General features: G+C 59.5%; 21 protein-coding genes and 1 pseudogene. 6 read left to right on the top strand and 16 right to left on the bottom strand.

The features are described 5' to 3' along the window. Positions 1–116 precede the first annotated feature (116 nt). The 4 genes from NVV72_01740 to NVV72_01725 form a co-directional block, all read right to left on the bottom strand. Complete coding sequence (locus tag NVV72_01740; protein MCR6658109.1) at positions 117–1,025, bottom strand: M23 family metallopeptidase; 909 nt, start codon at positions 1,023–1,025, stop codon at positions 117–119. A 2-nt stretch (positions 1,026–1,027) separates the two neighbouring features. Further along, on the bottom strand, positions 1,028–1,744 hold the full coding sequence (locus NVV72_01735) for a hypothetical protein (GenBank protein ID MCR6658108.1): 717 nt from the start codon (positions 1,742–1,744) through the stop codon (positions 1,028–1,030). 190 nt (positions 1,745–1,934) lie between these two features. After that, the gene (locus tag NVV72_01730) at positions 1,935–2,456 is read right to left on the bottom strand and encodes a DUF1465 family protein (GenBank protein ID MCR6658107.1); all 522 of its coding nucleotides are present in this window, start codon (positions 2,454–2,456) and stop codon (positions 1,935–1,937) included. Between the two features lie 161 nt (positions 2,457–2,617). Beyond that, positions 2,618–2,833, bottom strand: coding sequence for a DUF1192 domain-containing protein (locus NVV72_01725; protein MCR6658106.1), 216 nt, complete (start codon positions 2,831–2,833; stop codon positions 2,618–2,620). Between the two features lie 56 nt (positions 2,834–2,889). Here NVV72_01725 and NVV72_01720 point away from each other — a divergent pair, with 56 nt between their 5' ends. The 3 genes from NVV72_01720 (at position 2,890) to NVV72_01710 (ending at position 6,146) form a co-directional block, all read left to right on the top strand. Continuing rightward, a complete protein-coding gene (locus tag NVV72_01720; protein MCR6658105.1) occupies positions 2,890–3,927 on the top strand; it encodes an NAD(P)H-quinone oxidoreductase in 1,038 nt (345 codons plus the stop codon). A 39-nt stretch (positions 3,928–3,966) separates the two neighbouring features. After that, positions 3,967–4,107, top strand: a complete 141-nt coding sequence (locus tag NVV72_01715) for a hypothetical protein (GenBank protein MCR6658104.1) — start codon at positions 3,967–3,969, stop codon at positions 4,105–4,107. Positions 4,108–4,211: 104 nt separating this feature from the next. After that, positions 4,212–6,146 carry an alpha/beta fold hydrolase gene (locus NVV72_01710; GenBank protein ID MCR6658103.1) on the top strand — a complete coding sequence of 645 codons (1,935 nt, stop codon included), beginning with the start codon at positions 4,212–4,214 and terminating at the stop codon, positions 6,144–6,146. A gap of 22 nt (positions 6,147–6,168) precedes the next feature. On the opposite strand, the gene NVV72_01705 is transcribed toward NVV72_01710, so the two are convergent. Beyond that, positions 6,169–6,771, bottom strand: a complete 603-nt coding sequence (locus NVV72_01705) for a DUF6348 family protein (protein ID MCR6658102.1) — start codon at positions 6,769–6,771, stop codon at positions 6,169–6,171. Between the two features lie 171 nt (positions 6,772–6,942). Here NVV72_01705 and NVV72_01700 point away from each other — a divergent pair, with 171 nt between their 5' ends. Then, entirely contained in the window at positions 6,943–7,656 is a 714-nt protein-coding gene (locus NVV72_01700) for a DUF1013 domain-containing protein (protein MCR6658101.1), read from the top strand. 174 nt (positions 7,657–7,830) lie between these two features. Here NVV72_01700 and NVV72_01695 read toward each other — a convergent pair whose 3' ends face one another. From NVV72_01695 to NVV72_01650, 10 genes are all read right to left on the bottom strand, one after another. Then, positions 7,831–8,013, bottom strand: a complete 183-nt coding sequence (locus NVV72_01695) for a flagellar basal body rod protein (GenBank protein MCR6658100.1) — start codon at positions 8,011–8,013, stop codon at positions 7,831–7,833. Between the two features lie 90 nt (positions 8,014–8,103). After that, positions 8,104–9,522 carry a DUF1501 domain-containing protein gene (locus tag NVV72_01690; protein ID MCR6658099.1) on the bottom strand — a complete coding sequence of 473 codons (1,419 nt, stop codon included), beginning with the start codon at positions 9,520–9,522 and terminating at the stop codon, positions 8,104–8,106. A gap of 8 nt (positions 9,523–9,530) precedes the next feature. Beyond that, positions 9,531–11,324, bottom strand: coding sequence for a DUF1800 domain-containing protein (locus NVV72_01685; protein ID MCR6658098.1), 1,794 nt, complete (start codon positions 11,322–11,324; stop codon positions 9,531–9,533). A gap of 164 nt (positions 11,325–11,488) precedes the next feature. After that, positions 11,489–13,888, bottom strand: coding sequence for a phenylalanine--tRNA ligase subunit beta (gene pheT, locus NVV72_01680; protein ID MCR6658097.1), 2,400 nt, complete (start codon positions 13,886–13,888; stop codon positions 11,489–11,491). A gap of 63 nt (positions 13,889–13,951) precedes the next feature. Beyond that, positions 13,952–14,191 carry a hypothetical protein gene (locus NVV72_01675; GenBank protein ID MCR6658096.1) on the bottom strand — a complete coding sequence of 80 codons (240 nt, stop codon included), beginning with the start codon at positions 14,189–14,191 and terminating at the stop codon, positions 13,952–13,954. A gap of 17 nt (positions 14,192–14,208) precedes the next feature. After that, positions 14,209–15,282, bottom strand: a complete 1,074-nt coding sequence (gene pheS / locus NVV72_01670) for a phenylalanine--tRNA ligase subunit alpha (GenBank protein ID MCR6658095.1) — start codon at positions 15,280–15,282, stop codon at positions 14,209–14,211. Between the two features lie 119 nt (positions 15,283–15,401). Then, positions 15,402–15,758, bottom strand: coding sequence for a 50S ribosomal protein L20 (gene rplT / locus NVV72_01665; GenBank protein MCR6658094.1), 357 nt, complete (start codon positions 15,756–15,758; stop codon positions 15,402–15,404). A gap of 15 nt (positions 15,759–15,773) precedes the next feature. Continuing rightward, the gene (gene rpmI / locus NVV72_01660; protein ID MCR6658093.1) at positions 15,774–15,971 is read right to left on the bottom strand and encodes a 50S ribosomal protein L35; all 198 of its coding nucleotides are present in this window, start codon (positions 15,969–15,971) and stop codon (positions 15,774–15,776) included. A gap of 129 nt (positions 15,972–16,100) precedes the next feature. Next, positions 16,101–16,766, bottom strand: a complete 666-nt coding sequence (locus NVV72_01655) for a hypothetical protein (protein ID MCR6658092.1) — start codon at positions 16,764–16,766, stop codon at positions 16,101–16,103. Continuing rightward, a complete protein-coding gene (locus tag NVV72_01650; GenBank protein MCR6658091.1) occupies positions 16,759–18,111 on the bottom strand; it encodes an MFS transporter in 1,353 nt (450 codons plus the stop codon). The genes NVV72_01655 and NVV72_01650 overlap by 8 nt, the downstream gene beginning before the upstream one ends. Before the next feature lie 124 nt (positions 18,112–18,235). Here NVV72_01650 and NVV72_01645 point away from each other — a divergent pair, with 124 nt between their 5' ends. After that, positions 18,236–19,510: a DNA-directed DNA polymerase gene (locus NVV72_01645; GenBank protein MCR6658090.1), complete on the top strand. Its 1,275-nt coding sequence runs from the start codon at positions 18,236–18,238 to the stop codon at positions 19,508–19,510. A gap of 450 nt (positions 19,511–19,960) precedes the next feature. Next, a pseudogene (gene metC / locus NVV72_01640) lies at positions 19,961–21,140 on the top strand (cystathionine beta-lyase). Between the two features lie 148 nt (positions 21,141–21,288). On the opposite strand, the gene NVV72_01635 reads toward metC, so the two are convergent. After that, complete coding sequence (locus NVV72_01635) at positions 21,289–22,245, bottom strand: nitronate monooxygenase family protein (GenBank protein ID MCR6658089.1); 957 nt, start codon at positions 22,243–22,245, stop codon at positions 21,289–21,291. Positions 22,246–22,403 lie beyond the last annotated feature (158 nt).

Raw genomic sequence — 22,403 nt, 5'->3', positions numbered from 1 at the left:
CCCCTAAACAGACGTGTGGCGCTGTCTCAGAGTGAAACAGCTCGCCTTATAGGTTTCACAACTCGTGCCACACGTTTAAACAGGGGTGTATACGCACCGGTGAAGGGAAATGCGGACTACGGCGTTGCGGTGGTGCAATCACCGGAAAGTCTTCGCTGATAAGCATCGACGAGGGCGGCATAGGGCGGGACAAAGGCGTTTGCCGCCAGTTGCTTGCCGTCGCTCGTGGTTTCGGCCTGGGCCACCCGCACCTCAAAATGCAGGTGGATGGTGGTATATTGCTGGACGCCATTGGAGACGCCCAGATTGTTCGAGACCAGTCCCAGCTTCTGGCCGCGTACCACATGGTCACCGACCGCCACCTGGACCGACGTCTTCTGCATGTGCAGATAGCGGTAGATCCGGTGCGGCGTCGCATTGCCGGTGATGGCGACCGTATAGGAGCCCACCTGGGTGACGGTGCCGTCTTCCGCCGCTATGGCCCAGTACAGGTTGGCCTTGCAGGTCGATGGCCTGATATCCTGGCCCTGATGACCGCTGCCGCTGGCGCAGACAGGGTTGGTCCAGCTTCGCGCCTCGCAGAAATTGTCATGCCAGGGATAGGCATAGTTTTTTGCATCGCACTGGCTGCCATGGTTGCTGGCGCTGGTGGTGGGGTAGTGATCTCCGCCGGGGCTGTAGACCTGGGAATTGGCATAGGCCACGCTCTGTATGGGGAAACAGATGCCTGGCGCCCAGTTGCTGACCTCGGCATAGCCGCTGCCCGAACCGCTGACCAGTTTGGTGGGGTCGTCATGCGGGAAGTCCGTCAACGCGGCTTCGGAGGCCGAGTCCGAGGCAGATGCGCTCGCCTCTGACAGATCGGCGCTGGCTTCGGCCGAAACGTCAGCCTCAGAGGCCGGGGACGAAACTTCGGTGCCGGATGATGATGATGATGGCTCGGCCGTTTGCGTGAAGCGATCGCAGCCGGCCAGGACGAAGAGAAGGCTAATGAGGACGGGCTGAAGGCGCGTGTGGGTTTGCATGATCAGCCCCCCTTCGTCAGGTCGCGGAAGCTCTTGGTGAGCTGATCCACAAGGCTGCCGGTCTGGTTGGCGTTTGCCCTGAACCTCTCGGCCTCTGCCTGTGCCCTGGCGCCCAGGCCGACATCATCAAACTGCGTAATGACCGTTTTCAGGTAGCCGTCCGTTTTGCATTCGGGCGCGGCGGCATCATCGCAACTCACATCGAGGGAATAGACCATGCCGTAGCGGGTAAAGGTTGCCGTCCAGCCGTCTTCCATCTGGGTGATGCGGATATCTTCCGCCACGTCCTTCAGCCGGGTAATGGGGCGCCGGGACACAGCCCCTGCCGGCGCGGGCAGGAAGGTGCGATTGCCATAGGCCGTGATATGGACGCCCTTGGGCTGCGGCAGGTCGAGGGCATAGGCGTCACCAAAGCTCATCAGCCTGGCCTTGGCGGTGTCCAGCACGCCTTCCCGCGGCAGCAGCACCGGCAGTTCCGTCTTGTCGAGTTCGGATTTGACGAGGCGCGCCGCGACGCCGGGCCCCTGACGGCTGGCCCTGACGCGAGCCAGACGATCGAGGACGGCCTGCCACTGGACCGGGGCCGGGGGCAGGGGACGGCGCTGGAGGACAGCCGGCGGGCCATTGTTCCCCTGAAGCGTCTGCGCCTCAGCCGCTCCCGTCATGGCGGCCATCACCGCCGCCATGCCAAAAATCCAGACAGAATGATATTTGATCATAATCAGAAGCCCCCCACAGGCCATGACAGGCGACCGCGCCGCGTATCGCTGTTAACCTTAATAAATAACAGTGAAATGTCAAAATATATAGAGGGGTGAGTTCAGGCGCCGACTTTATGTCCGCCTCGACGCAGAACAGGCGCGCATATTATGCGCGCCTGTTGAAGAAAAATTGACTTACTTGTCCGGCTTACTGGCCAGTAAAGGCTTCACCGGCGAAGGCGCTTTGCAGCATGGCCATCTGGTTCATGACCGGGTTGACGGTGATCTCTTCGGCCTCGCCATCGATGAACATGCGCTTGTCCATGTGCGAGATGCGTTCATAAAGGCGGTTTGAGCGGTCGAGCAGGTTGAGCAGGCCGCCGGGCAGGGTCTGGGGCTTTTCCGTGCCTTCGGCATTGAGGGCGGCGATGCGGTATTTTTCATCGCAGGCATCCTGGGCCGGCATATCGCCTTCGCGCACGGCGCGCTGTACCAGAAGCCAAGAGGCGATCTGCATCAGACGGGTGGTCAGGCGCATACTTTCGCCGGCATAAAGCAGGGCATCCTCGCGCGGCAGCAGACGGGAATCGCGGCGGCCGTCGCCATCCAGATAGGCGGCCGTTTCTTCTACCAGCGCCATACCTTCCTTGAAGGTGCGATCGAACAGATCGGAGGAGGCGAAATCGCGTACGATACTGACGCGGGCGTTGGAAGAGGTGCTGTCGGACATATACTGTAAGCCTTATGCTGAAATCGGGTCGGCGAAGGTCTGTTCTGACCTGCGTAAATCCGGGCGGGCACCTGACCCGGCGGACGTACCGTCATTGAAACCTGCCTTAAGCACTGCAACGCTTGTGCCATTCAGCGGGGACGCATGACGGTTAGTAATCGTTAGTTATCCTTAAAAGAGAATAAAGCATCGGCGGCGGAACGACGGTTTTTTTTGCGCTCCAGCGCCGCATTCGCCCGGCTGATCTCACCCTGCAGCATCTCTATGCGCGCTTCGAGATCCTCTACACTGTAAGGGTCCAGGTCTTCGCGGACCAGGCCATGCAACGGTCCGGCAGTCTGCCGGGCCAGGGGTTCATTGTCATCCTGTATCGCCATGCTTATCTATCCCGTATGGACATCAGGCTGCGTTCCGCGCCATCCTCCGCTCACAGATGAAACGCCTCTTGCGCGAAGAAATCAAGGAAAACGAATCAGTCATGAAAGCCATTTCGGTCCGCGGCGACGGCCAGAACCCGTCCGACTTATACCTGAATGAAACACAAAGGCCGGATGTGGCGCCCGGACATGTGCTGATCCGGACCGCTTTCGCCGGCGTGAACCGGCCGGATGTCCTTCAAAGGAAAGGCAGTTATCCGCCGCCGCCGGGTGCCTCGCCGATTCTGGGGCTGGAAGTCTCGGGTGTGATCGAAACTATCCGTCCGCCTGTGAATTTCGGGGACGATATTGGCTGGAAAGTTGGGGATGAAATCTGCGCATTGGTTAATGGCGGCGGCTATGCGGAATATGTCTCGGTCGATATCCGCCACCTGCTGCCCGTGCCGCGCGGGCTCAGCCTGGCCGAGGCGGCGTCCCTGCCGGAAAACATCCTGACCGTCTATGCCAACCTGATGGAGCATGGCGCGCTGAAGGCGGGCGAGACCGTGCTGGTGCATGGCGGCAATTCCGGTATCGGCGCCATGACGATCCAGATGGGCAAGGCGTTTGGGGCGAAGGTCATCGCCACGGCGCGGGGCGCGGACAAGTGCGCCTTTGCCCGGTCGATGGGCGCGGACCTGGTGATCGACAGCGACGCGGAGGACTTTGTGGCGGCGGTCAAGGCGTTTGGTGGTGCCGATGTAGTGCTTGATATTGTCGCCGGGGATTTCTTCGCCAAAAACCTGGCCTGCCTCAATATGGGCGGGCGCATTGTGCAGGTGGGTTTCGGCAAGGATGCAGTGGTTGAGGTCGACCTGCGCCGCATCATGGCAAAACAGGCTATCGTTACCGGTTCGATGCTGCGGCCGCGCTCGCCGGATGAAAAGGCACGGATTACGGCGAAGGTGCATGAACGCGTCTGGCCGCTAATAGAGAGCGGGCAAATCAAGCCGATCTTGGCGGCGGAATTTGCATTCGCCGATGCCGCCGGCGCCCATGCATGGATGGACAAGGGCGATCACAAGGGTAAGGTTGTGCTGCGCGTTTCATCATGATATAGAAATTTGAACGTTGTTCAATTTTGTGGTGTGCTTATGAAGAAATGGATGATCTGGCTGGGGCTGACGGTGGTGATTATTGCCGGCGCGGCTCTGGGCGTTGCCAAGGTGTTCGATCCGCATGACGCCTGCCGCAACAGCGGCGGGAAGTGGACAGAGGCACACTGCGAGTATTGAATAAGGGCCGGTTTTAATCATCGTCCTGAAGCGAAGGATGCTATTGAAAGAAAGTGGAAGGTATGATGTGCTATTCTGAATAGTGGGGAAATTGGGGGGATAAAATGATACGGCGTCACCTGCTTCTGGTATCGGCCGCCTTACTGATGACCAATGCGCTTGCGGCAACGCGTCGCGCTCATGCGGATGCCGCAGCAATGCCGCTGAAGCCCGAATTCTTCACACGTGATATGTTCATGAGTCCGCCGCAGTTATCGCCGGACAGAACACATCTGGCGTGGGTAGAGGACAACCGGATCATTGTTCATGATCTGCTCACCCATTCGGAAAAAGCCCTTGAGGCCGGGACGCACATGTTCAACGTCCTTCAGTGGGTAGGTAACGACTATCTGGTTGTCTATCTGAAGGACGACAAGATTCAGAAAAGTACAAACTGGCTCAGAGTCATCGACTATTCTCCGGCCGTCATAACTAAAGACGCCAAATTTCTGCGTCTTCTGTTCGCGCCCGAGGACCATCCCGTCGGCGCGGGCGATCTGGCGCCGATCGGCGGCTTCGTTGAAGGTCCGGCCCCCTATGCCGTCACGTTGAGCCAGACATTCAGCCATCATCTGGACGTCGCCACCGGCAAGATCACATCCGGTGAACATCTTTTACCGGCCGATTATCATTTCATCGACCGGCAGGGCCGTGAGCGCGTGGCCGTGCAAATAATGGATGGGAAGATAAGCTACGGCTCTACTTCCCTGATTTTCCACTACCGGGTTGAGCCAGGAGCGCCTCAGCAGGTCCTGCGCCTTCCTGAGCAGAATAAGGTCTATTACATCAACTTCAACTACTGCGAATACGATAACGCGATTTACTGGACGGAGTTCGACTATTCGAAAAGCCTCTGTTCGATGTACCGCTTTGATATCGCCACAAGCCAGAAGTCGCTTTATCGCAGCGGACCGAACAAGGATATGGACCTTACCTTTGATAAGTTCGGTCATATTGTCGGCATCAGCACGATCACCGACCGGATTCATACGGAATGGATCGATCCGTTTCATCTTAAGATCATCAGCGCGGTCGAAAAGCTGTTCCCCGATTCCTTTGTCGATATTGCCGACATGACGGAAGATCAAAAAGGCGTTGTTTTTCTGATTTCGGCTCCGGAGGCGCCAGACAGCTATTACTATTACAGCGCCGAAACCCACGACCTTGTGCGTATCGGCGGTAACTATCCGGAACTGGAAGGCCAGACGCTGGCGCCCATGACCTATATCACCTACAAGGCGCGCGATGGCCTGGACATTCCCGCTTATGTGACCAAACGCAAGGATACGCCGGCCCACGCGCCTTTGATTGTTTTCCCTCACGGCGGGCCGGCTTCGCGTGATATTTATTATTTCGATTACCAGGCGCAGTATCTGGCTTCGAAAGGTTATGTTGTTCTCCAGCCGCAGTATCGCGGTTCGAGCGGCTTCGGCGATGCGTTGGAACGCGCCGGGAATATTCACCTGGATCTGATGACGACCGATCTTGAAGACGGCGTGCGTTTTCTGGCTGCCCAGGGCACGATCGACCCCCGGAAGGTGTGTGTCGCGGGATGGTCGTGGGGCGGGTATCTTGCCGAAGCGGCTCTGGCCTTTACGCCCGATACCTATGCCTGCGGTATCGCTGGCGCCGGCGTTTCGGATCTCTTCAGTTCGCTCCGCGACGACGATGATGTTTGGTGGGGAGGCTACGGCAGAGAATACTGGCGCGGTGTCATTGGCAATCCGGGGCGAGATGCGGACAAGATTCACGCAACTTCACCTATCGAACATGTCAACGCTATCCGTGCGCCTCTGCTTCTGATCCACGGTGACTCGGATGACAACGTAAATGTGTCCCACAGCCGAAAGATGAATGCGGCGATGAAGGCCGCGGGGAAGGATGTGACCTATATTGAGGTCAAATCCATGCGACATGGGCCCAATGATGCGGAGCAGCGGTTGATGGCTTTGAAGGCCATGGATGATTTCATCGCCAAATCATTTGCGAAAAAAGCGTGACGAAGCTGTCCACTGTGAGTATCTAAACCCTCATCATCAGCACCGCCAAGCGCAGCCTGTAATCACGGCCATCATGGATCCAGTCGAGCGCGCAGACGGCCGCTTCCAGTTCCGGCTGGCGGTTGCCATTGTGGCGGATATCGGCATAAGGGCCGTCTTCATCGACCGAGACGCCAATGGACAGCCAGTGGATATCACCTTGCAGGGGCAGGTCTTTCAGAAATGTCTCGATGGTCCCGAACAACAGGTAAGGCAGCGGCGGGCGTTCACCGGTTTCAACCTGGCGCAGGTAGCGGCCCGTCAGGATTTGCCACGGGCCATCCGCTCGTTTGATGATCTGGCGCGTGACCTGGCCGGGATTATGCCGCCCCCAGAAGGCGCTGAGCAGAAGGGGAAGGGCGCCCTCACCGAACAGGAACAGGCCGTCATCCGCCGCATAGGTTTCGCTGACCCGCAGCTCATCCGTCAGGGCCAGGTCGATGGTCATGGCTCGGCCGGTACTCTGAACGCGGATCGCGGGATAGAGGCCGTCAATCAGCCACCAGTCGCCGCGCCGCTCGGGTGTCAGGTCGAAGGCCGAGAACAGGGGCGTCAGGTCGATGTGGGGCACGGGCAGGTCGCTCATAGTCCGTTACATAGGCATGTTCCCGCGCCTCCGCCAGGGGATGTGTCAAACAGGCTTCCCTTCGGCTTAAAATCGCTCTATACCATCCCCCACAACACCCGCGCCCGGCCGAAAAGGCCGGGCGTAGCCATTTCTGGAGGGGCATAGTCCCCTCAAATAAAGGATAAGCCTATGTCCGATATCCTGATGCCAAAGGCGACCGCCGTCTGGCTCGTCGATAACACCTCGCTGGCCTTCGACCAGATCGCCGAGTTCTGCGGGCTGCATCCGCTCGAAGTCAAGGGCATTGCCGATGGTGAAGTGGCGCGTGATATCCGCGGCGCCGATCCGATCGCCAACGGCCAGTTGACGCGCGAAGAACTGACCCGCGCCGAGGAAAATCCGAAGTACCGCATGAAGGCGCTGGTGTCGCGCCACGCCGAGTTGCTGAAGCCGTCCAAGAAGGCCCCGCGCTATACCCCCGTGTCGCGCCGCCAGGATCGCCCGGACGCCATCCTGTGGTTCGTCAAGAACCACCCGGAAATCACCGATGCGCAAATCTCCAAGCTGCTCGGCACCACCAAATCGACCATCGAACAGGTCCGTTCGCGCACGCACTGGAACTCGGCCAATATCAAGCCGGTCGATCCGGTGACGCTCGGTCTGATCGGCCAGATCGAACTTGACGCTGCTGTGCGTAAGGGCGCGGAAGCCAAGCGCAAGCAGGCGGAGAAGCTCGGCATTCCGCTCGATGATCCGTCGCTGAAGCCGGCTGTGACCGTGCAGCCCGCCTTCGAGGAAGAAGAGGACAGCCCCTACGCCAAGAAGAACGATCTGTCGGTTGAGGATGTCTTTGGGGTCGGCGGCGGCAAGCTTTCCGAGCCGGAAGAAGACGAAGATTATTGATCGTCTCTCAACGAACATAAAGAAAGCCCGCCGGATCATCCGGCGGGCTTTTGAGTTTCAGGCAGGGAACGTTTGGAAGCTGCAGTCAGGAAGAAATCTCCAAATCGTCTTTGATTTGGCAAGGGCGAGGCCCGCCACCGCCAGTGCGGTGAGCCTGCGCGGCCTATGAGCGCTTTAAGTCTTGATGTCGAGGAGGCTGCCCAGCATCTCGTCGGCGGTTTTGATGACGCTGATATTGGCCTTGAAAGCGTTGCGCGAGTCGATCTGGTCGACCAGGTCGCTCAGGATATCCTGGCCATTGGTGGAATTACGGGCCGTATTCGCGGCGGCTTTCTCGAAGCGCTGCGTGGCGGACATTATCCCGGCTGTGGCTATGCTGATCGCGGACATATCCACAGTATGCGCGCCAAAGTTTAAAGCGGATTTTAGAGATGCGGTTAACCGGGGTTAACCCATAAAGCCCAGATTATTGGTGGCGAAGTTGCCGATATTCGGCAGGACCGATGTTATTTCCGAACCCGACAGTCCGAACCACTTGCCGAGGGTGGCAGCCATCTGATCCACCGATGTCGATGGCAGAAGACGCCCCTGGCCGACCTGATCGTCGGTTTCCAGCGAGATATGCGGGGCCGTACCGTAATATTGCCCGCCCCTGACCGCGCCGCCGATGACGAAGTGGTGCGAGCCCCAGCCATGATCGGAACCATCGCCATTATAGGCCAGGGTGCGGCCGAAATCCGATGCCGTGAAGGTCGTGACCTTGTTGGCCACGCCCAGTTCGACCGTGGCATTGTAGAACGATGTCACCGCTGAGTTGAACTTGGCCATCAGCTTGGGATGGTCCGTCATCAGGCCATCGTGATTGTCAAAGCCGCCCATGGAAACGAAGAACACCTGGCGCTTGGTGCCGAGCGCGTTGCGAGCGGCGATCAGCCTGGCCACGATCTGGAACTGCTGAGCCAGATAGTTGGTCTGATCGAAAGTCGTCGTGAGGGTGATCGGGTCAAGCGCCGTATTGACGATGGTTTCCATGTTGATCGAGCGCTTGGTCACGGCATTGAAGGCGTTTTCCATGACATGGGTGCGCGGTTCGGTAATCAGTTCCTTCAGCAGATTGGAAGATTCTCCCGAACCGAAGACCCAGCCCTTGGTCGGCCAGATGGCGATCGCGCCATCCGGGCTGATCTGGTATTGCAGCGTATTGTTCCCGGAAACAAACACCGCATTGCCCGATGCCGAGATACACGTCATCAGGCTCTGGCCGTTGGATGACAGGGCGAGGTCACCCATGCGCCCGCCCCAGCCAACGGTCGAGCCTTCGGAACCGAGCGATTGCCAGACCGATGACTGGTCATTATGGGAGAACAGCTTGGGTGGCAGGGGATAGGCTTTGCTGCCGCTGTTGTACTGTGCCAGGGTCAGGGGCACCACCAAAGGGCCGACATTGAGCTGGACGGCCGCTTTGCCCGAATTGAACAGGGAGGCCACGCCAGTCAGTTCAGGGGCGAGCGCGTACCGGATGTCATTGGTCAGGGTTTGCGATGTTAGTGTGGTCAGTGCCGTGCCGTCCAGTTCACTATGGGCCAGTGCCACGCCACCGCGTTTGCGGCCAGCCGCTCCGCCGCGGATGGCGCTGTAGAGATCGTAGTTTGGCAAGTCGTAGGGAATGACGGTGTTGCCGTAATCATTGCCGCCGTAGAAGAAGCAGCAGACAATGGCCTTGTAATCGGTGGCATCCATGGCGGCGGCTTCGCTGACACTGGCGAGATTGAGCGCCATCGGGGCTGCGGCGCCCAGACCGGCAACGGCGGCCGCCCGCTTCATGAAGGCGCGACGGTTGAGATCGGGAATTCGGTTATTGTACATATGAATTCCTATTTCTGGATCAGGTATTCGGGGCAGGTCATCAGCAGCAGGACGCAGTTGCAGATGCGGTCCAGCTTGTTATCGTCCGTGCTTGTCGCTGTAATTGGCCTCGCATCGATCGCGGTCTTTATCCGGGCGATGGTGGCAGGGGAAACCTGGTTGGCGCTCAGGTGCAGGTTCATCCAGTCCAGCAGCCCTTGCGAATCCGTCACCTTGGCCAGCATGGCGGTATAGTCTGGCTTGACGTCGTAATAGCCGTCACGCATGACCGAGGTAAAGAAGTTGATGAAACCGGCGACCGTGGTTTCATTGTGAAGCTGGAATTCCGGCGCCACATCACCGGCGGTGGCTATAGCCGTCTGTGGCGGCACATAACCCGGCCTGAAGAAATTAAATACCGAGGGTGAACGCAGCGGGCTTTGGCCAAGGCCCCAGTCGGAACTCGACAGATCGTAGATGCCCCATTTGCCGGTGGTGCTGTAAATGTCAAAGGTACGGGCGAACTGCGCCAGGCGGATCATTGGCTCACGCAGCTTGCCGGCGGTGGTGTTGGTCGGCAGGGTACGGGCTTCATCGTCCAGCAGGATGGCGCGCCAGACGGCTTTCAGATCGCCGCGCACGCCGGCGCCGTTATTGTTGAACCTGTCGGCGACACGCGACACGTAGCCCGGCGAGGGATTGGAAGTGACCAGCCTCTGGATCATCTGTCTGGCGAAGAAGGGGCCGACATTCGGGTGGTTGAAAAGGGTATCGAGCGCGATTTTCAGCGCGTCCTTGCCGGGCGTATTGGCCGGAATGGTGACGCCGAGAAATGTGACCTCCAGCATGGAGTGTTCGTTCGGATCAAGCGCCATGCGGGTGCTGGCAAATTCTGTGGTTGGGATATCATAGCTCTCAAAGCCGCTCTGCCAGGTGACTTTTGAAAAATCCCAGTCGTACCCTGTAAAGACGCGCGCCAGGTTGCTGATGTCCGATTGCGTGTAGGTCTCGGTCTTGTTGCCGAGCAGGTCGGTCTTTGGCGTGCCGTCATTATTGAGCATGTACAGGCCAATGGTGAAAAGCTGCATCACCTCGCGGGCATAGTTTTCATCGGGCTCACGGCCGGTCGCCGGATCTTCCTTGAGGTTGCCCTTGGTATTCAGGAACTTGCCGATAGCGGGGTTGAGAGTCACCTCTTCCAGCAGGGTGCGGAAATTGCCGAATACATTGGCGTTCAGCATGTCCCAGTAGCCGGCAATGACATAAGGCGGCCAGAAACCGTCGATCGAATTGAGCGAGGCGACCATCATTTCCGAGACGGCCAGGGCACAGCGCTTGCGCAACTGGTCGTCGCCGGTCATCAGCATCCGCCAGGCCATAAAGTCGCCAGGGTTGCCGTCGAAATAATTGCCATTTTGATCCGGTGTGCCATGACCCTGGGCTGTCAGCCACTGGGCACCGGTCTGGCTGACTGGCGCGTTGAACTGGGCGGTCAGCCAGCCGTCATAGCCTTTTGAATTCAGCGTGGCGAGATCTGCGTCCTTGAACGCGAACTGCGCCTGCAGCAGGAAGCGGGCGGCATCAGCCGGGGCGTAGTTGTAATTGACAGGTGTGGGCGTGGTGCCGCCGCCCGTGCTGCCGCCACCGCCACCGCCTCCGCCGCCTCCACAGGCGGACAAGGCTACCGAGAGGGCGCCGAGCAGGCCCAGGCCGGGCAGGGGCGAACTTTGAACTGTATCGACTGCCGGCTCCGCTTCCAGCGAAACTACAGGCTCATCTCGGGTTTCTGGGTGTTCTACTGGGCGCGTATCCTGGAAATCCACGTCTTTACCCTCGCCAAGATGCTGTAACTGTTTCAGGTGCGAAACAAAGCTATGTTGGCCAGTTATTAACGTTTTCCTAAATAGGGGAACTGCGTTCTCCCAAAAACAGAATCGTGATCGAAAATCCGCCTGCGGGGCCTTACCCGCAAGCGGTTTGTGTTCGCTTATGCGCGTAAGGCCGCACCAAACTTGCCGGCCGCCGCGATGATTTTTGCGCTGATCGCTTCGATTTCCGGCTCGGTCAGGGTCTTGTCGGTCGGGGTGAGGGTCACCTCGATCGCCGGGGATTTCTGGCCATCGGGCACGCCGGCGCCGGTATAGACGTCGAACACCTGGGCGTCACCGATCAGGACCTTGTCGGCGCCCTTGATGGCACGGACCAGATCGCTTGAAGTCGCCTCTGCCGGCAGCAGGAAGGCGAAGTCGCGGGTTAGCGGCATCAGATTGGAGATCGACAGCGCGCCTTTTGACTTGCCGGATTTCGCCTTGGGCGAGGGGAGCAGGTCGAGGCGGATTTCGAAGCCGACATGGGCACCATCAAGGTTCAGCGCCTTGAGGACTGCCGGATGCAGTTCACCGAACTCGGCGACGATTTGCTTCGGGCCCAGTTGCAGGCGGGCCGAACGGCCGGGATGCCACCAGCCATTGTTGTTGCCCTGGACCAGTTGCAACGAGGCGACGGGGGCGCCCATAGCTTCCAGCAGTTCCATCAGGTCGCCCTTGAGCGCGAACAGGGCGTCTTCGCCGCGCGCTTGCCAGTGGCGCGACTTGTCCGGCGCCTTGATGGCGGTGATGGTGGTCTTCTGGTCGGAAGGTTCGAGACCCTGATAGATAGGCCCGATCTCGAACAATTGCACGCCTGCAAAACCACGCGCGGCGTTGCGGCCGGCGGCTTCCAGCAGGTTCGGTAGACTGGAGGGCCTCATGCAGTTCAGTTCCGAGGCGATCGGGTTGGCAAGGACGATTGTGTCGTCACCGCCACCGAACAGCTTCGCCCAGTCCTGGCGCATGAACGACCAGGTGACGGCTTCGCTGTAGCCAAAAGCGGCCAAGGCGCGGCGGGCCGTGCGGGCCTTGGCCTGCTGGCCGGTCAGCACGCCGCCGGGACGCAGGCCGACGACTGGCAAGGGCGTGGCGGGGATGTTATTGAAACCGTAGATGCGGGCGACTTCCTCGACCAGGTCGGCCTTGCCATCCACGTCACGACGCCATGACGGCACAGTCACGGTCCAGTTTGCACCCTTGGTCACGCCGAAACCCAATGCGACGAGAATCTGTTCGATCTTGTCGGTCGGGACATCAAGGCCGGTCAATTGACCGACATAGGCCGGATCGAAGGTCACAGCGGCGCGGCCTTCAACTGGCGCACCGGCTTCTACGACTTCGGAGGCTTCGCCGCCGCACAGGTCGAGGATCAGTTGCGTTGCCAGTTCGAGACCGGGACGGGTCGATTGCGGATCGACGCCGCGCGCGAAGCGATATTGCGCATCGGAATTGAGGCTCAATGTGCGGCCGGTCTGGGCGATGCGGATCGGTTCGAACCAGGCGGATTCGAGGAAGACCTCAGTGGTGGTTTCATCCACGCCCGTGCTTTCGCCGCCCATGACGCCGCCCAGGCCGATCGGGCGCTGGCCGTCAGCATCGGCGATGACGCACATATCCGGACCGATATCATAGGTCTTGCCGTCGAGCGCGATCAGTTGTTCGTCGTGTGTGCCGTTATGGTGACCGAGGCGGGCTTCGAGGGTGTTGCCGGACAGCTTTTTGACATCATAGACGTGCAGCGGGCGGGCGCGGTCATAGGACAGGTAGTTGGTGATATCGACAAGGGTCGAGATCGGCTTCAGGCCGATGGCCTTGAGCTTGTCCTGCAACCACTTTGGCGAAGGGCCATTTTTCACCCCACGGATGACGCGGCCGGTGAAATGACGGCAGGCATCGCCATCGGTCTTGACGGTGATCGGCGATGGGAATTTGCCGGGGACCGCCGGAATGGTGGTTTCGGTGAATTTGCCAAGGCCAGTGGCGGCGAGATCACGGGCGATGCCATGGACGCCCAGCCAGTCGGGGCGGTTGGGGGTGACTTCGAAATCGATGACCGGTTCGGCGCCGAAGACTTCTGCGGCGGGGGTACCTACGGCCAGGCTGTCGGGCAGGTCGAGAATGCCGTCGGCATCGCTGTCGAGTTCCAGTTCGGCGCCGGAGCACATCATGCCGTTGGAGACGACGCCGCGCACCGGCTTTTCGACCAGGGTGACGCCAAGGCCGGGCACATAGGCGCCGATCGGGGCATAGATGGTGGTCATGCCGGCGCGGGCATTGGGGGCGCCGCAGACGATTTCCTTGCGGCCGTCGACGGTATCGACCTGGAGCACCTGGAGCTTGTCGGCATTGGGGTGACGCGCGGCTTCTATGACCTTGGCCACGGAGAAGGGCTTGAGCGCCTTGGCGGGATCGTGGATGTCTTCGACTTCGAGACCGGCCATGGTCATGCTTGCGGCCACCTCATCGATGGTGGCGTCGGTTTTGAGGTGGTCTTTGAGCCAGGAGAGCGAGAATTTCATGTGCTTGTCTTTGTTTCGAGGTCGAGGAGGCGCGCCTCCTCGTCTTAATATTTGAATTTCTGGTCAGGAGACGCGGCCGTATTTCTCAATTCGCTCGTCAATCCAGTCGCGAAGATCGGGGTGAATTTTGAAAACCGATTCCATGACATTGCCGATCTGGGCGATAGCCATTCCAATTTGTGATTTTATTTCTGCCCCTGTTTCATCAGAAGAAAAGGCTTTCACCATCGTGCCGGTTTCACCTAATTCCCGTGAGGCCCTGAAACAGGCGTTCAGGGTCATGATGGCAAATTCCCTATCCATGATGGATGTCCTTTGGATCAGCTTAAACCAGAGGCCGAATTCGGTGCGCTAAACCCACTAAAGCCATAGTGGCCGAGCCAGCGCGTATCGGCGGCGAACATGTCGCGCAAATCGGGCACGCCGTATTTCAGCATGGTCAGGCGGTCGACGCCCATGCCCCAGGCAAAGCCCTGGTATTCGTCCGGATCGACGCCGCAGGCGCGCAGCACGTTCGGATGAACCATACCGCAGCCAAGGATTTCCAGCCACGAGTCGCCGGTGCCGACCTTGAGTTCGCCCTTTTCCCACGAGCAGCGCACGTCCATCTCGGCCGAGGGCTCGGTGAAGGGAAAGTGGTGCGGGCGGAACTGGGTGGTGACGCTGTCGGTTTCAAAGAAACGCGAAATGAAGGTTTCCAGCACCCATTTCAGATGACCCATATGCGCGGTTTTGTCGATCACGAGACCTTCGATCTGGTGGAACATCGGCGTGTGGGTCTGGTCACTGTCACAGCGGAAGACGCGTCCCGGCACAATCAGGCGGAAGGGCGGCTTGCCCGAAATCATTGAGCGGATCTGTACCGGTGAGGTATGGGTGCGCAATAATTTACGCACACCGTTTTCATCCGGATTGAAAAAGAAGGTATCGTGCATTTCACGCGCCGGATGCTTTTCGGGGAAGTTCAGCGCGGTGAAGTTATGGAAGTCGTCCTCGATATCCGGACCTTCGGCGACCTCGAACCCCATATCGGCGAAGATGGCGATCATCTCGTCCATGACCTGAAGCGTCGGGTGGACGCCGCCCTTGGGGCGCGGCGCCGAGGGCAGGGAGAGATCGATGCGTTCCTTCGCCAGGCGCTCGGCCAAATGGGCGGCTTCCAGCGTTTCCTTGCGGGCATCGAGCGATGCCTGGATCGCGTCACGCACAGCATTGATGGCCGCGCCGGTGGTTTTGCGCTCTTCCGGCGGCAGGGCGCCCAGGGTCTTGAGCAGGCCGGAAATGCGGCCGGTCTTGCCCAGGGCCGAGACGCGGACGGCATCAAGCGCGCTGAGGTCAGAAGCGGCGGCGATCTCGCCTTCGATTTCGCTTTGCAGGTCGGTATAGGCGGTCATGTGCGTATCTTCAAAGAAAAGGATGCGTGTGTTTAGGCGAAAGGCCGCCGGGGATAAAGCACAAAAAACCCCGCGACCGGTAAAGGTGCGGGGTTCTTTTATTCAGGACCGATCTGCGATCAACCCAGAGCCGCGCGCACCTTTTCAGCGACGGCCTTAAAGCCGTCGGCGTCGTGCATGGCGATATCGGACAGAACCTTACGGTCCATGTCGATGCCGGCCACGTTCAGGCCGTGGATGAATTGCGAATAGGTGAAGCCTTCCAGGCGGGCAGCGGCATTGATGCGCTGGATCCACAGGGCGCGGAAGTTACGCTTGTTGACCTTGCGGTCACGGTAAGCGTACTGGCCGGCACGATCAACGGCGGCCTTGGCGGTGCGGATGGTGTTCTTACGACGGCCGTAGAAACCCTTGGCGAGCTTCAAAACCTTCTTGTGCTTGGCGTGGGAAGTTACGCCTCTTTTAACGCGAGCCATATGTGTCTGCTCCTCTTAGGCGTAAGGCATGTAGGATTTGATCTTGATGATATCCGGCTTGGACATCACTTCGGTACCCCGGTTCTGACGGATGTACTTCGCATTGTGCGAGATCAAACGGTGGCGCTTACCGGCGACGCCGGCCTTTACCTTGCCAGAGGCAGTGATGCGGAAGCGCTTTTTCGCGCCCGACTTGGTCTTCAGCTTGGGCATTTCATGTACGGCTGGATTAAAGCCGCCCTCTATAAGGATTAAGACCCGCCAAGGCATGCCTTTTGGCCCGTCGGGTCGGTAGGAAGGCGGAGCACTACAGGAAATGGCCTGTCAGTGCAAGCGGAGTCTTTAAGTCTTCTCCGCCGCGATGACCTTCTGGATTGCTTCGGCGCAGGGCTTGGTCACCTGGAACTTAGCCGTCGCCATCTGGGCGGCATTGAAATGGATGAAGCCGTGGCCATTGGTCGGCATCCAGCCATAAAAGCTGGAAATACGGGCGATCAGGTCGTTCGGCGTGGGCTGCGAGATATCGGCGCCGGCGTCATAGGGCCGGAAGACCGCGCCGGTTGCCTGGTTCATCCACATCACGTCCCATAGTTCGGTCTGGTAGACGTACAGCATCAGGCGGTTGAAACCATCCGTCCGCCAGGTGATCTCTCCGGCGCAGACCTGGTAGCTGAGATTGTCGGTGGCGTTGAAGAACGACCAGCCGGGCTGGAGGCTGTAGCGTGACTTGAACCGCTCCAGGCGCTGACCCAGCCGGCGATCCTGGTTGGGTGATTGCAGGATGATCAGCCAGCAGGGCGCGTCTTCGCCAAGCGTGGCCGTGGCGACCCGGTTGTAGCGTTCCAGAAGGCTGCGCAGTTCGTCGTGATCGGCGGCCAGGCGACGGTCATCGGGCAGGAAGTGGAATCGCGTCAGGTTCCAGCCCTCAGCATTGCGCAGCAGATGACCTACCGGCTGGGTATTACCGTGAAATCGCTGCCAGTCCGTCTGAAAATCCATTTTATCCATGCGCTTTTCGCTTCTGATACTTGCCGAGTTGCAGGGCCAGCAGGGCGGCGGGCAGGGTGGTCACCGCACCCATCCAGACAGAGGCGTTGGGCCCCCAGAGGCTGAAGACATAGCCGGCGATCATCGGGCCGGTGATGCGGGCTATGGCGCCGGTCGACATGTTGAGGCCGAGCATGGCGCCCTGCTTGTCCGGCGAGGTCGACAGCGAGATAATGGCGCAGATCGAGGAGAAGATCACTGCCTGACCGAGCGCCCCCAGCATGATGATAGGGGTGATCAGCCAGCCGATATGGTTCATGCCCTGGAGCACAAAACTCAGTCCGAAGACAAACAGCCCGGCGGCCAGCACCCGACTTTCGCCATAGCGCCGGGTGAGCGGCCGCATGAAGACCATCTGCATAAGGGCGGCTGCTATGCCGAGCGGCAGGAAGATGGCGCCGATCTCCTTTGGCCCCCAGTGGAAGCGCGCCTCCGCCCACAGGCCGAAGGTCGATTCCAGACCGGCAAAAGCCATCATGTAACAGAGGGTGGAGAGGATCAGGCGCACAAGGACCGGGCTTTGCAGGGCTTCCTGCGCGGTCTTCAGGATATGCGGTTGCGCGGCCTCGACCTTGGTGCGGCGCTCGCGGCTTTCGCGGATGAACAGCATGACGCCCAGGCAGGCAAGCGCCGACAGGAGCGCGGCCCCCATCAGGGGCAGGCGGAACTGATTGCCGCCGGCGGCGGTCTCGTGGCTCAGTATGCCGCCGATGAAAGGGCCGATAATGAAGCCGAGCGAGAAGGCGCCGCCGATCAGGCTCATGCGGCCGGAACGCTTTTCCGGCGGCGAAACATCCGACACATAACCCTGAATGGTGGAGATATTGCCGGAACTGAGACCGCTGAAGAAGCGGATCAGGATGGCGATCCAGATATTGGGCGAAAAGGCCAGCAATACGTAGAAAAGCACGCTGAGCGCCGTAGTGACGATCAGGATCGGTTTGCGGCCGATGCGATCGGACAGCCGGCCAAAATAGGGTTCGGCGAAGAACTGGCCCAGGGAATAGGTGGTGAACATTAGGGTCACCTGCCACGCCTGCGCCTGGAGGCTCTGGGCGAAGAAGGGCATCAGCGGTACGACGATGCCAAAGCCGACCAAATTGACGAAAACCACGGCGAACATGGCGGCCAGGGGGCCGTTTTCATTCAGGAAGGCGCGAACCTTGCCCAGTAGGCGGCCACGGAAAAAGGTGCGTGTGTCGCGTGGATCGTCTTCTTTGGCGTCTGCCTCGGCGGGGCGCAGGTCATCCGGTTCGGACAGCAGGGATTCGTCCGTGGACGCAATGCGGGTATCGGGTTTGGCCATGACGGCGGTTATAAATGATTTGCCATCGATTGCGACAGTTTCTTTATCGCAAGTGCGTGATGCCTGTGGCTTGACTCAGCGTTAACGTTCTTGTTATGTTCTATTTATGGCGCAGAAGGCTGACATGACGGATCTTGACCCCCGATGGAAAGACGGCGGCGATCTGCGTTGGCTTTATCTCGACATGAATTCCTATTTCGCCAGTTGCGCCCAGCAGGACGAGCCGGCGATCCGCAATCGGCCGGTGATCGTTGTGCCGGTGATGTCGGATTATACCTGCGCCATTGCCGCCAGCAAGGAAGCCAAGGCATTGGGCGTCAAGACCGGCACGCAGGTGAAGGAAGCGCGGGAGCGCATCCCTGGCCTGGTTGTCCGTGAGGCGCGGCCCGATCGCTATGTCGACCTGCACAACAAAATTCTGGCGCAGATCGATTATGTTATCCCGGTCGAGAAGGTCTGCTCGATCGACGAGGTGGCGTGCCGGCTGATGGGCCCGCAGCAACTGGAGGCGCCGGCGCGGGCCCTCGGGCATCGCATCCAGCGGCGCATTCTGGAAAATGTCGGTGAATGCCTGACCGCTTCCATCGGTATCGCCCCGTCGCGCCTGCTGGCCAAGACGGCGGCTGATATGAAAAAGCCGCTGGGCCTGACTGTGCTGCGCCAGGACGAACTGCCGGGCGCCTTGCTCGATCTGGAGATTGATGAATTTGCCGGTATCGGGCGTTCGATGAAGACGCGGTTGAATGCGGCCGGCGTCGAGACCGTCCGGCAATTGTGGGAGATGTCGCCGTCGCGGATGCGGCAGGTGTGGCGCGGCATTATGGGGGAAAATTTCTGGTATGCGCTGCATGGCACTGATCCGCCGGAGATCGAGACAACGCGCGCCAGCATCACCCATGGCCATGTGCTGGCGCAGGAACTGCGGCCGGTCGAACATGCCCGCGGTGTCGCCCGGCGGCTGACGGCCAAATGCGGCTCGCGGCTGCGGCGCATGGGCTATAAATGCGGTGGCCTGCATCTTTATCTGCGCGGCGCTGGCGGCGAACGGCTGGAGGCGGCCACCCGCTTTACCGTGACATCGGACAGTTTTCGTATGCTGGAAGCGTCAGATGATCTCTGGACGCAATGTGCGCGCAGGCTGAAAGCGCCGCGCGTCAAGCAGATCGTCGTTACCTGCCTGCATCTGGTCGAGGCCGGGGCGAAGCCGGACCTGTTCGGGTGGACACCGGACGGCGAGGAGGATGGCCGCCATATGAGCCTGCTGTCGGCGCTGGATGCGCTCAATCAAAAGTTTGGCAAGGACGCGATAACGATCGGGCCGCGCACGAAGATGCACGGTTTTGTCGGCGCCAAGATCGCCTTCAACCGTATCCCCGAACAGCCGGAATTCTGGGAGTAGGTGAGGAAAGCGCCAAATGACGCAACGATCCTGACAAATTGATCCGGGGCGCATGAAGCGGAGGGACTTCGTTCCTACCCATCGTGCATCGAGCATTCTTTGCGGCCCGCAGATAATAATGCGCCGTTTGATCGGGCTTCTGTTGAGTGCGACAACTTTGTTCGTGTCGCCACCCCCGCCGTTTTCATTCAGAATGGCCAGGTTGCGATAGGCGTCGTCGGTCTTGTGTTCGGTCTTCTCGGCAGCCCGCCGGCAGCACCTCGGCTGCGCGCCCTGAGTTAACTATGATGCCTAAACCGAAAATAGTCAAAGTACGGATGATTTTTTATGATTGAAGTGTGCAGGGATCAGGGAAACTGACCGGTATCCTCAGTTCTTATGGCTTGCGCTGGGGGGCGTTTCGCGGTTGAAGAGGATCGTATACGTCGCTGCCTTTTCGAGTGCCTGACCATGCCGACCCCACCTAAAGAAACTACCCGCCTGACCAGCGCCACGCTGGGTCGCCAGAACTCCCGCCGTGCCGTCAATACGGCCGTGGAGCGCGGCTCTACTGTGTTGTTCGAAAACGCGGAAGTGCTTTATAATGACGACATCAAGCCGACCTATGGCACGGATGGCCTCTCGACGCAGAACGAACTCTGCCGCCTGATCGCCGAGTTGGAAGGGGCGCAGGAAGCTTTTATCCTGCCTTCGGGCCTGGCGGCCCTGACCTTGCCGATATTCGCCTTCCTTTCGGCGGGTGATGAAATCCTGGTGGTCAATTCCTGCTACCGCCCGGTGCGCCGCTTTCTCGATACCCAGATGAAGCGTTTCGGCGTGATCACGCGCTACTATGAGCCGCGCCTGACGCCGGAAGAGGTGCTGGCTCTGGCCACGCCGCAGACGAAGATGATTTATGTCGAAAGCCCAGGCTCGCTGACCTTCGACATTCAGGATGTCCCCCGGCATTGCGAAACTGGCCAAGGCGCGTGGCATCCTGACCCTGTGCGACAACACTTATGGCGCTGGCGTTCTTTTCAAGCCGCTGGCGCATGGCATCGATCTTTCGATGCAGGCCCTGACCAAATATGTCGGCGGCCATTCCGACGTGCTGATCGGTTCGGTGTCGGTCAATGACCCGAAGCTGGACAAGGGGCTGCACGACGCTATCAAGGCGTGGGGCTTCTTCACTTCGGCTGATGAAAGCTATCTGGCCTCGCGCGGTATCCGCTCCCTGCACCTGCGCCTGAAGCAATCGGGCGATAGCGCTTTGAAGGTTGCAAAATGGCTGGAAAGCCGTCCGGAAGTGCTGAAGGTGGTGCATCCGGCGTTGGAAAGCCATCCGGGCCACGAGATTTTCAAACGCGACTTCACCGGCGCCAACGGCTTGTTCATGGCCCTGTTCAAGGGCAATGGCGACAGGGATTCACAAGCCTTCCTGAACAGACTCAAGCTGTTCGGCCTCGGCTTTAGCTGGGGCGGATATGAGAGCCTGGCCACCAATTCCGAACCGCAGATCCGTGGCCGTGCGCGCCTGAGCGACGAGCCTGATCCCTATCTGCAGGGCTCGGCGGTGCGGTTTTATGTCGGGCTGGAAGACCCGGATGACTTAATCAACGATATCGAGCAGGCGCTGGAAGTTTTCAGGTAAGATTTAGCCACAGATGACACAGATGGTCACAGATATTCTCAGCGCTGGCGCCGCCTGTACTGACTTTAAACGCATACCCTTGCGACCAATTCATGGAAGATGCTGACGCGCACTATCTGTGCCCGTCTGTGTCATCTGTGGCTAACGTTTAAAGATCGCACAACCGCGCCTTGGCGGCGAAGGCTTCGCTGGCGGCGTGGAACTCTGTTTTCAACCGGCTGACCAGATCGGCGGCCGGCAGAACCTTATGGATCGAACCGACACCCTGGCCGGCAGACCAGATGGTTTTCCAGGCTTTCGCTTCGATATTCAGTTCGTGGGCCATATCGATCTTGTGGTGCGGGTCTTTGGCGGCTGCCGGATCGAGGCCATTGGCGATCAGGGACGGTGTCAGAAAGTTGGCATTGATGCCGGAAATGGCGTCGGTATAGGTGATGTCTTTTGCCGTCGTCTCGATCAGCATTTCCTTGTAGTCATTGCCGGCGAGGGCCTCTTCAGTGGCGATAAAGCGCGTGCCCATATAGGCGAGATCGGCACCGGCCATCAGGGCGGCAGCCACATCACCGCCGGTCGAGATGGCGCCGGACAGCAGGATCGTGCCGCTGAAAAACTGGCGGATTTCATTGATCAGGGCAAAGGGGTGCTGGTTGCCGGCATGGCCGCCGGCGCCGGCGGCCACCAGGATCAGGCCGTCGACCCCGGCATCGGCGGCCTTTTTCGCATGGCGGGCATTGATGACATCGTGAAACACCACGCCGCCATAGGCATGGACGCCATCGACAATATCCCTGACCGCACCGAGCGAGGTGATGACCAGCGGCACCTTGTGCTGGGCGGTGATCGCCAGGTCGGCCATCAGGCGCGTATTGGTATTGTGGACGATCAGGTTGACGCCATATTGGGCGTCATCCGGGCCAAGCGCCGCCTTGATCTGCGTCAGCCATTCGGCATAGCCTTCAGAGGTGCGTTGGTTGAGGGCGGGAAAGGTGCCGATCATGCCGGATTTGCAGGTGGAGATAACGAGTTCAGGGCCGGAAACAAGGAACATCGGCGCGGCAACGGCCGGGAAGCGCAGGTTCTTGGCAAGCAGGGCGGGGACGGCCATGGTGTTTCCTCATTATTTCAGGCAATTCACCATAAATTGACGTTCGCGTAAAGTTTTTTCTCCTCCACTGCGGAGCGGGAGAGGTGGCAGCGCGAAGCCCGCAGGGCTGGTGTCGCTGACGGAGGGGGCGTTGGGCTTGCCAAAATGCCGGCAAGGTC

Origin of the sequence: Asticcacaulis sp., from assembly GCA_024707255.1 — a bacterium.
Lineage (GTDB): Bacteria > Pseudomonadota > Alphaproteobacteria > Caulobacterales > Caulobacteraceae > Asticcacaulis.
Note: the sequence above shows the minus strand (reverse complement) of the source record. Positions and strands in the feature narration are given on the sequence as shown.

What these genes read in the sequence shown, in the direction of transcription:
- NVV72_01740 (MCR6658109.1), bottom strand. Translation starts at nt 1,025, where the DNA reads ATGCAAACCCACACGCGCCTTCAGCCCGTCCTCATTAGCCTTCTCTTC.
- NVV72_01735 (MCR6658108.1), bottom strand. Translation starts at nt 1,744, where the DNA reads ATGATCAAATATCATTCTGTCTGGATTTTTGGCATGGCGGCGGTGATG.
- NVV72_01730 (MCR6658107.1), bottom strand. Translation starts at nt 2,456, where the DNA reads ATGTCCGACAGCACCTCTTCCAACGCCCGCGTCAGTATCGTACGCGAT.
- NVV72_01725 (MCR6658106.1), bottom strand. Translation starts at nt 2,833, where the DNA reads ATGGCGATACAGGATGACAATGAACCCCTGGCCCGGCAGACTGCCGGA.
- NVV72_01720 (MCR6658105.1), top strand. Translation starts at nt 2,890, where the DNA reads ATGAAACGCCTCTTGCGCGAAGAAATCAAGGAAAACGAATCAGTCATG.
- NVV72_01715 (MCR6658104.1), top strand. Translation starts at nt 3,967, where the DNA reads ATGAAGAAATGGATGATCTGGCTGGGGCTGACGGTGGTGATTATTGCC.
- NVV72_01710 (MCR6658103.1), top strand. Translation starts at nt 4,212, where the DNA reads ATGATACGGCGTCACCTGCTTCTGGTATCGGCCGCCTTACTGATGACC.
- NVV72_01705 (MCR6658102.1), bottom strand. Translation starts at nt 6,771, where the DNA reads ATGAGCGACCTGCCCGTGCCCCACATCGACCTGACGCCCCTGTTCTCG.
- NVV72_01700 (MCR6658101.1), top strand. Translation starts at nt 6,943, where the DNA reads ATGTCCGATATCCTGATGCCAAAGGCGACCGCCGTCTGGCTCGTCGAT.
- NVV72_01695 (MCR6658100.1), bottom strand. Translation starts at nt 8,013, where the DNA reads ATGTCCGCCACGCAGCGCTTCGAGAAAGCCGCCGCGAATACGGCCCGT.
- NVV72_01690 (MCR6658099.1), bottom strand. Translation starts at nt 9,522, where the DNA reads ATGTACAATAACCGAATTCCCGATCTCAACCGTCGCGCCTTCATGAAG.
- pheT (MCR6658097.1), bottom strand. Translation starts at nt 13,888, where the DNA reads ATGAAATTCTCGCTCTCCTGGCTCAAAGACCACCTCAAAACCGACGCC.
- NVV72_01675 (MCR6658096.1), bottom strand. Translation starts at nt 14,191, where the DNA reads ATGGATAGGGAATTTGCCATCATGACCCTGAACGCCTGTTTCAGGGCC.
- pheS (MCR6658095.1), bottom strand. Translation starts at nt 15,282, where the DNA reads ATGACCGCCTATACCGACCTGCAAAGCGAAATCGAAGGCGAGATCGCC.
- rplT (MCR6658094.1), bottom strand. Translation starts at nt 15,758, where the DNA reads ATGGCTCGCGTTAAAAGAGGCGTAACTTCCCACGCCAAGCACAAGAAG.
- rpmI (MCR6658093.1), bottom strand. Translation starts at nt 15,971, where the DNA reads ATGCCCAAGCTGAAGACCAAGTCGGGCGCGAAAAAGCGCTTCCGCATC.
- NVV72_01655 (MCR6658092.1), bottom strand. Translation starts at nt 16,766, where the DNA reads ATGGATAAAATGGATTTTCAGACGGACTGGCAGCGATTTCACGGTAAT.
- NVV72_01650 (MCR6658091.1), bottom strand. Translation starts at nt 18,111, where the DNA reads ATGGCCAAACCCGATACCCGCATTGCGTCCACGGACGAATCCCTGCTG.
- NVV72_01645 (MCR6658090.1), top strand. Translation starts at nt 18,236, where the DNA reads ATGACGGATCTTGACCCCCGATGGAAAGACGGCGGCGATCTGCGTTGG.
- NVV72_01635 (MCR6658089.1), bottom strand. Translation starts at nt 22,245, where the DNA reads ATGGCCGTCCCCGCCCTGCTTGCCAAGAACCTGCGCTTCCCGGCCGTT.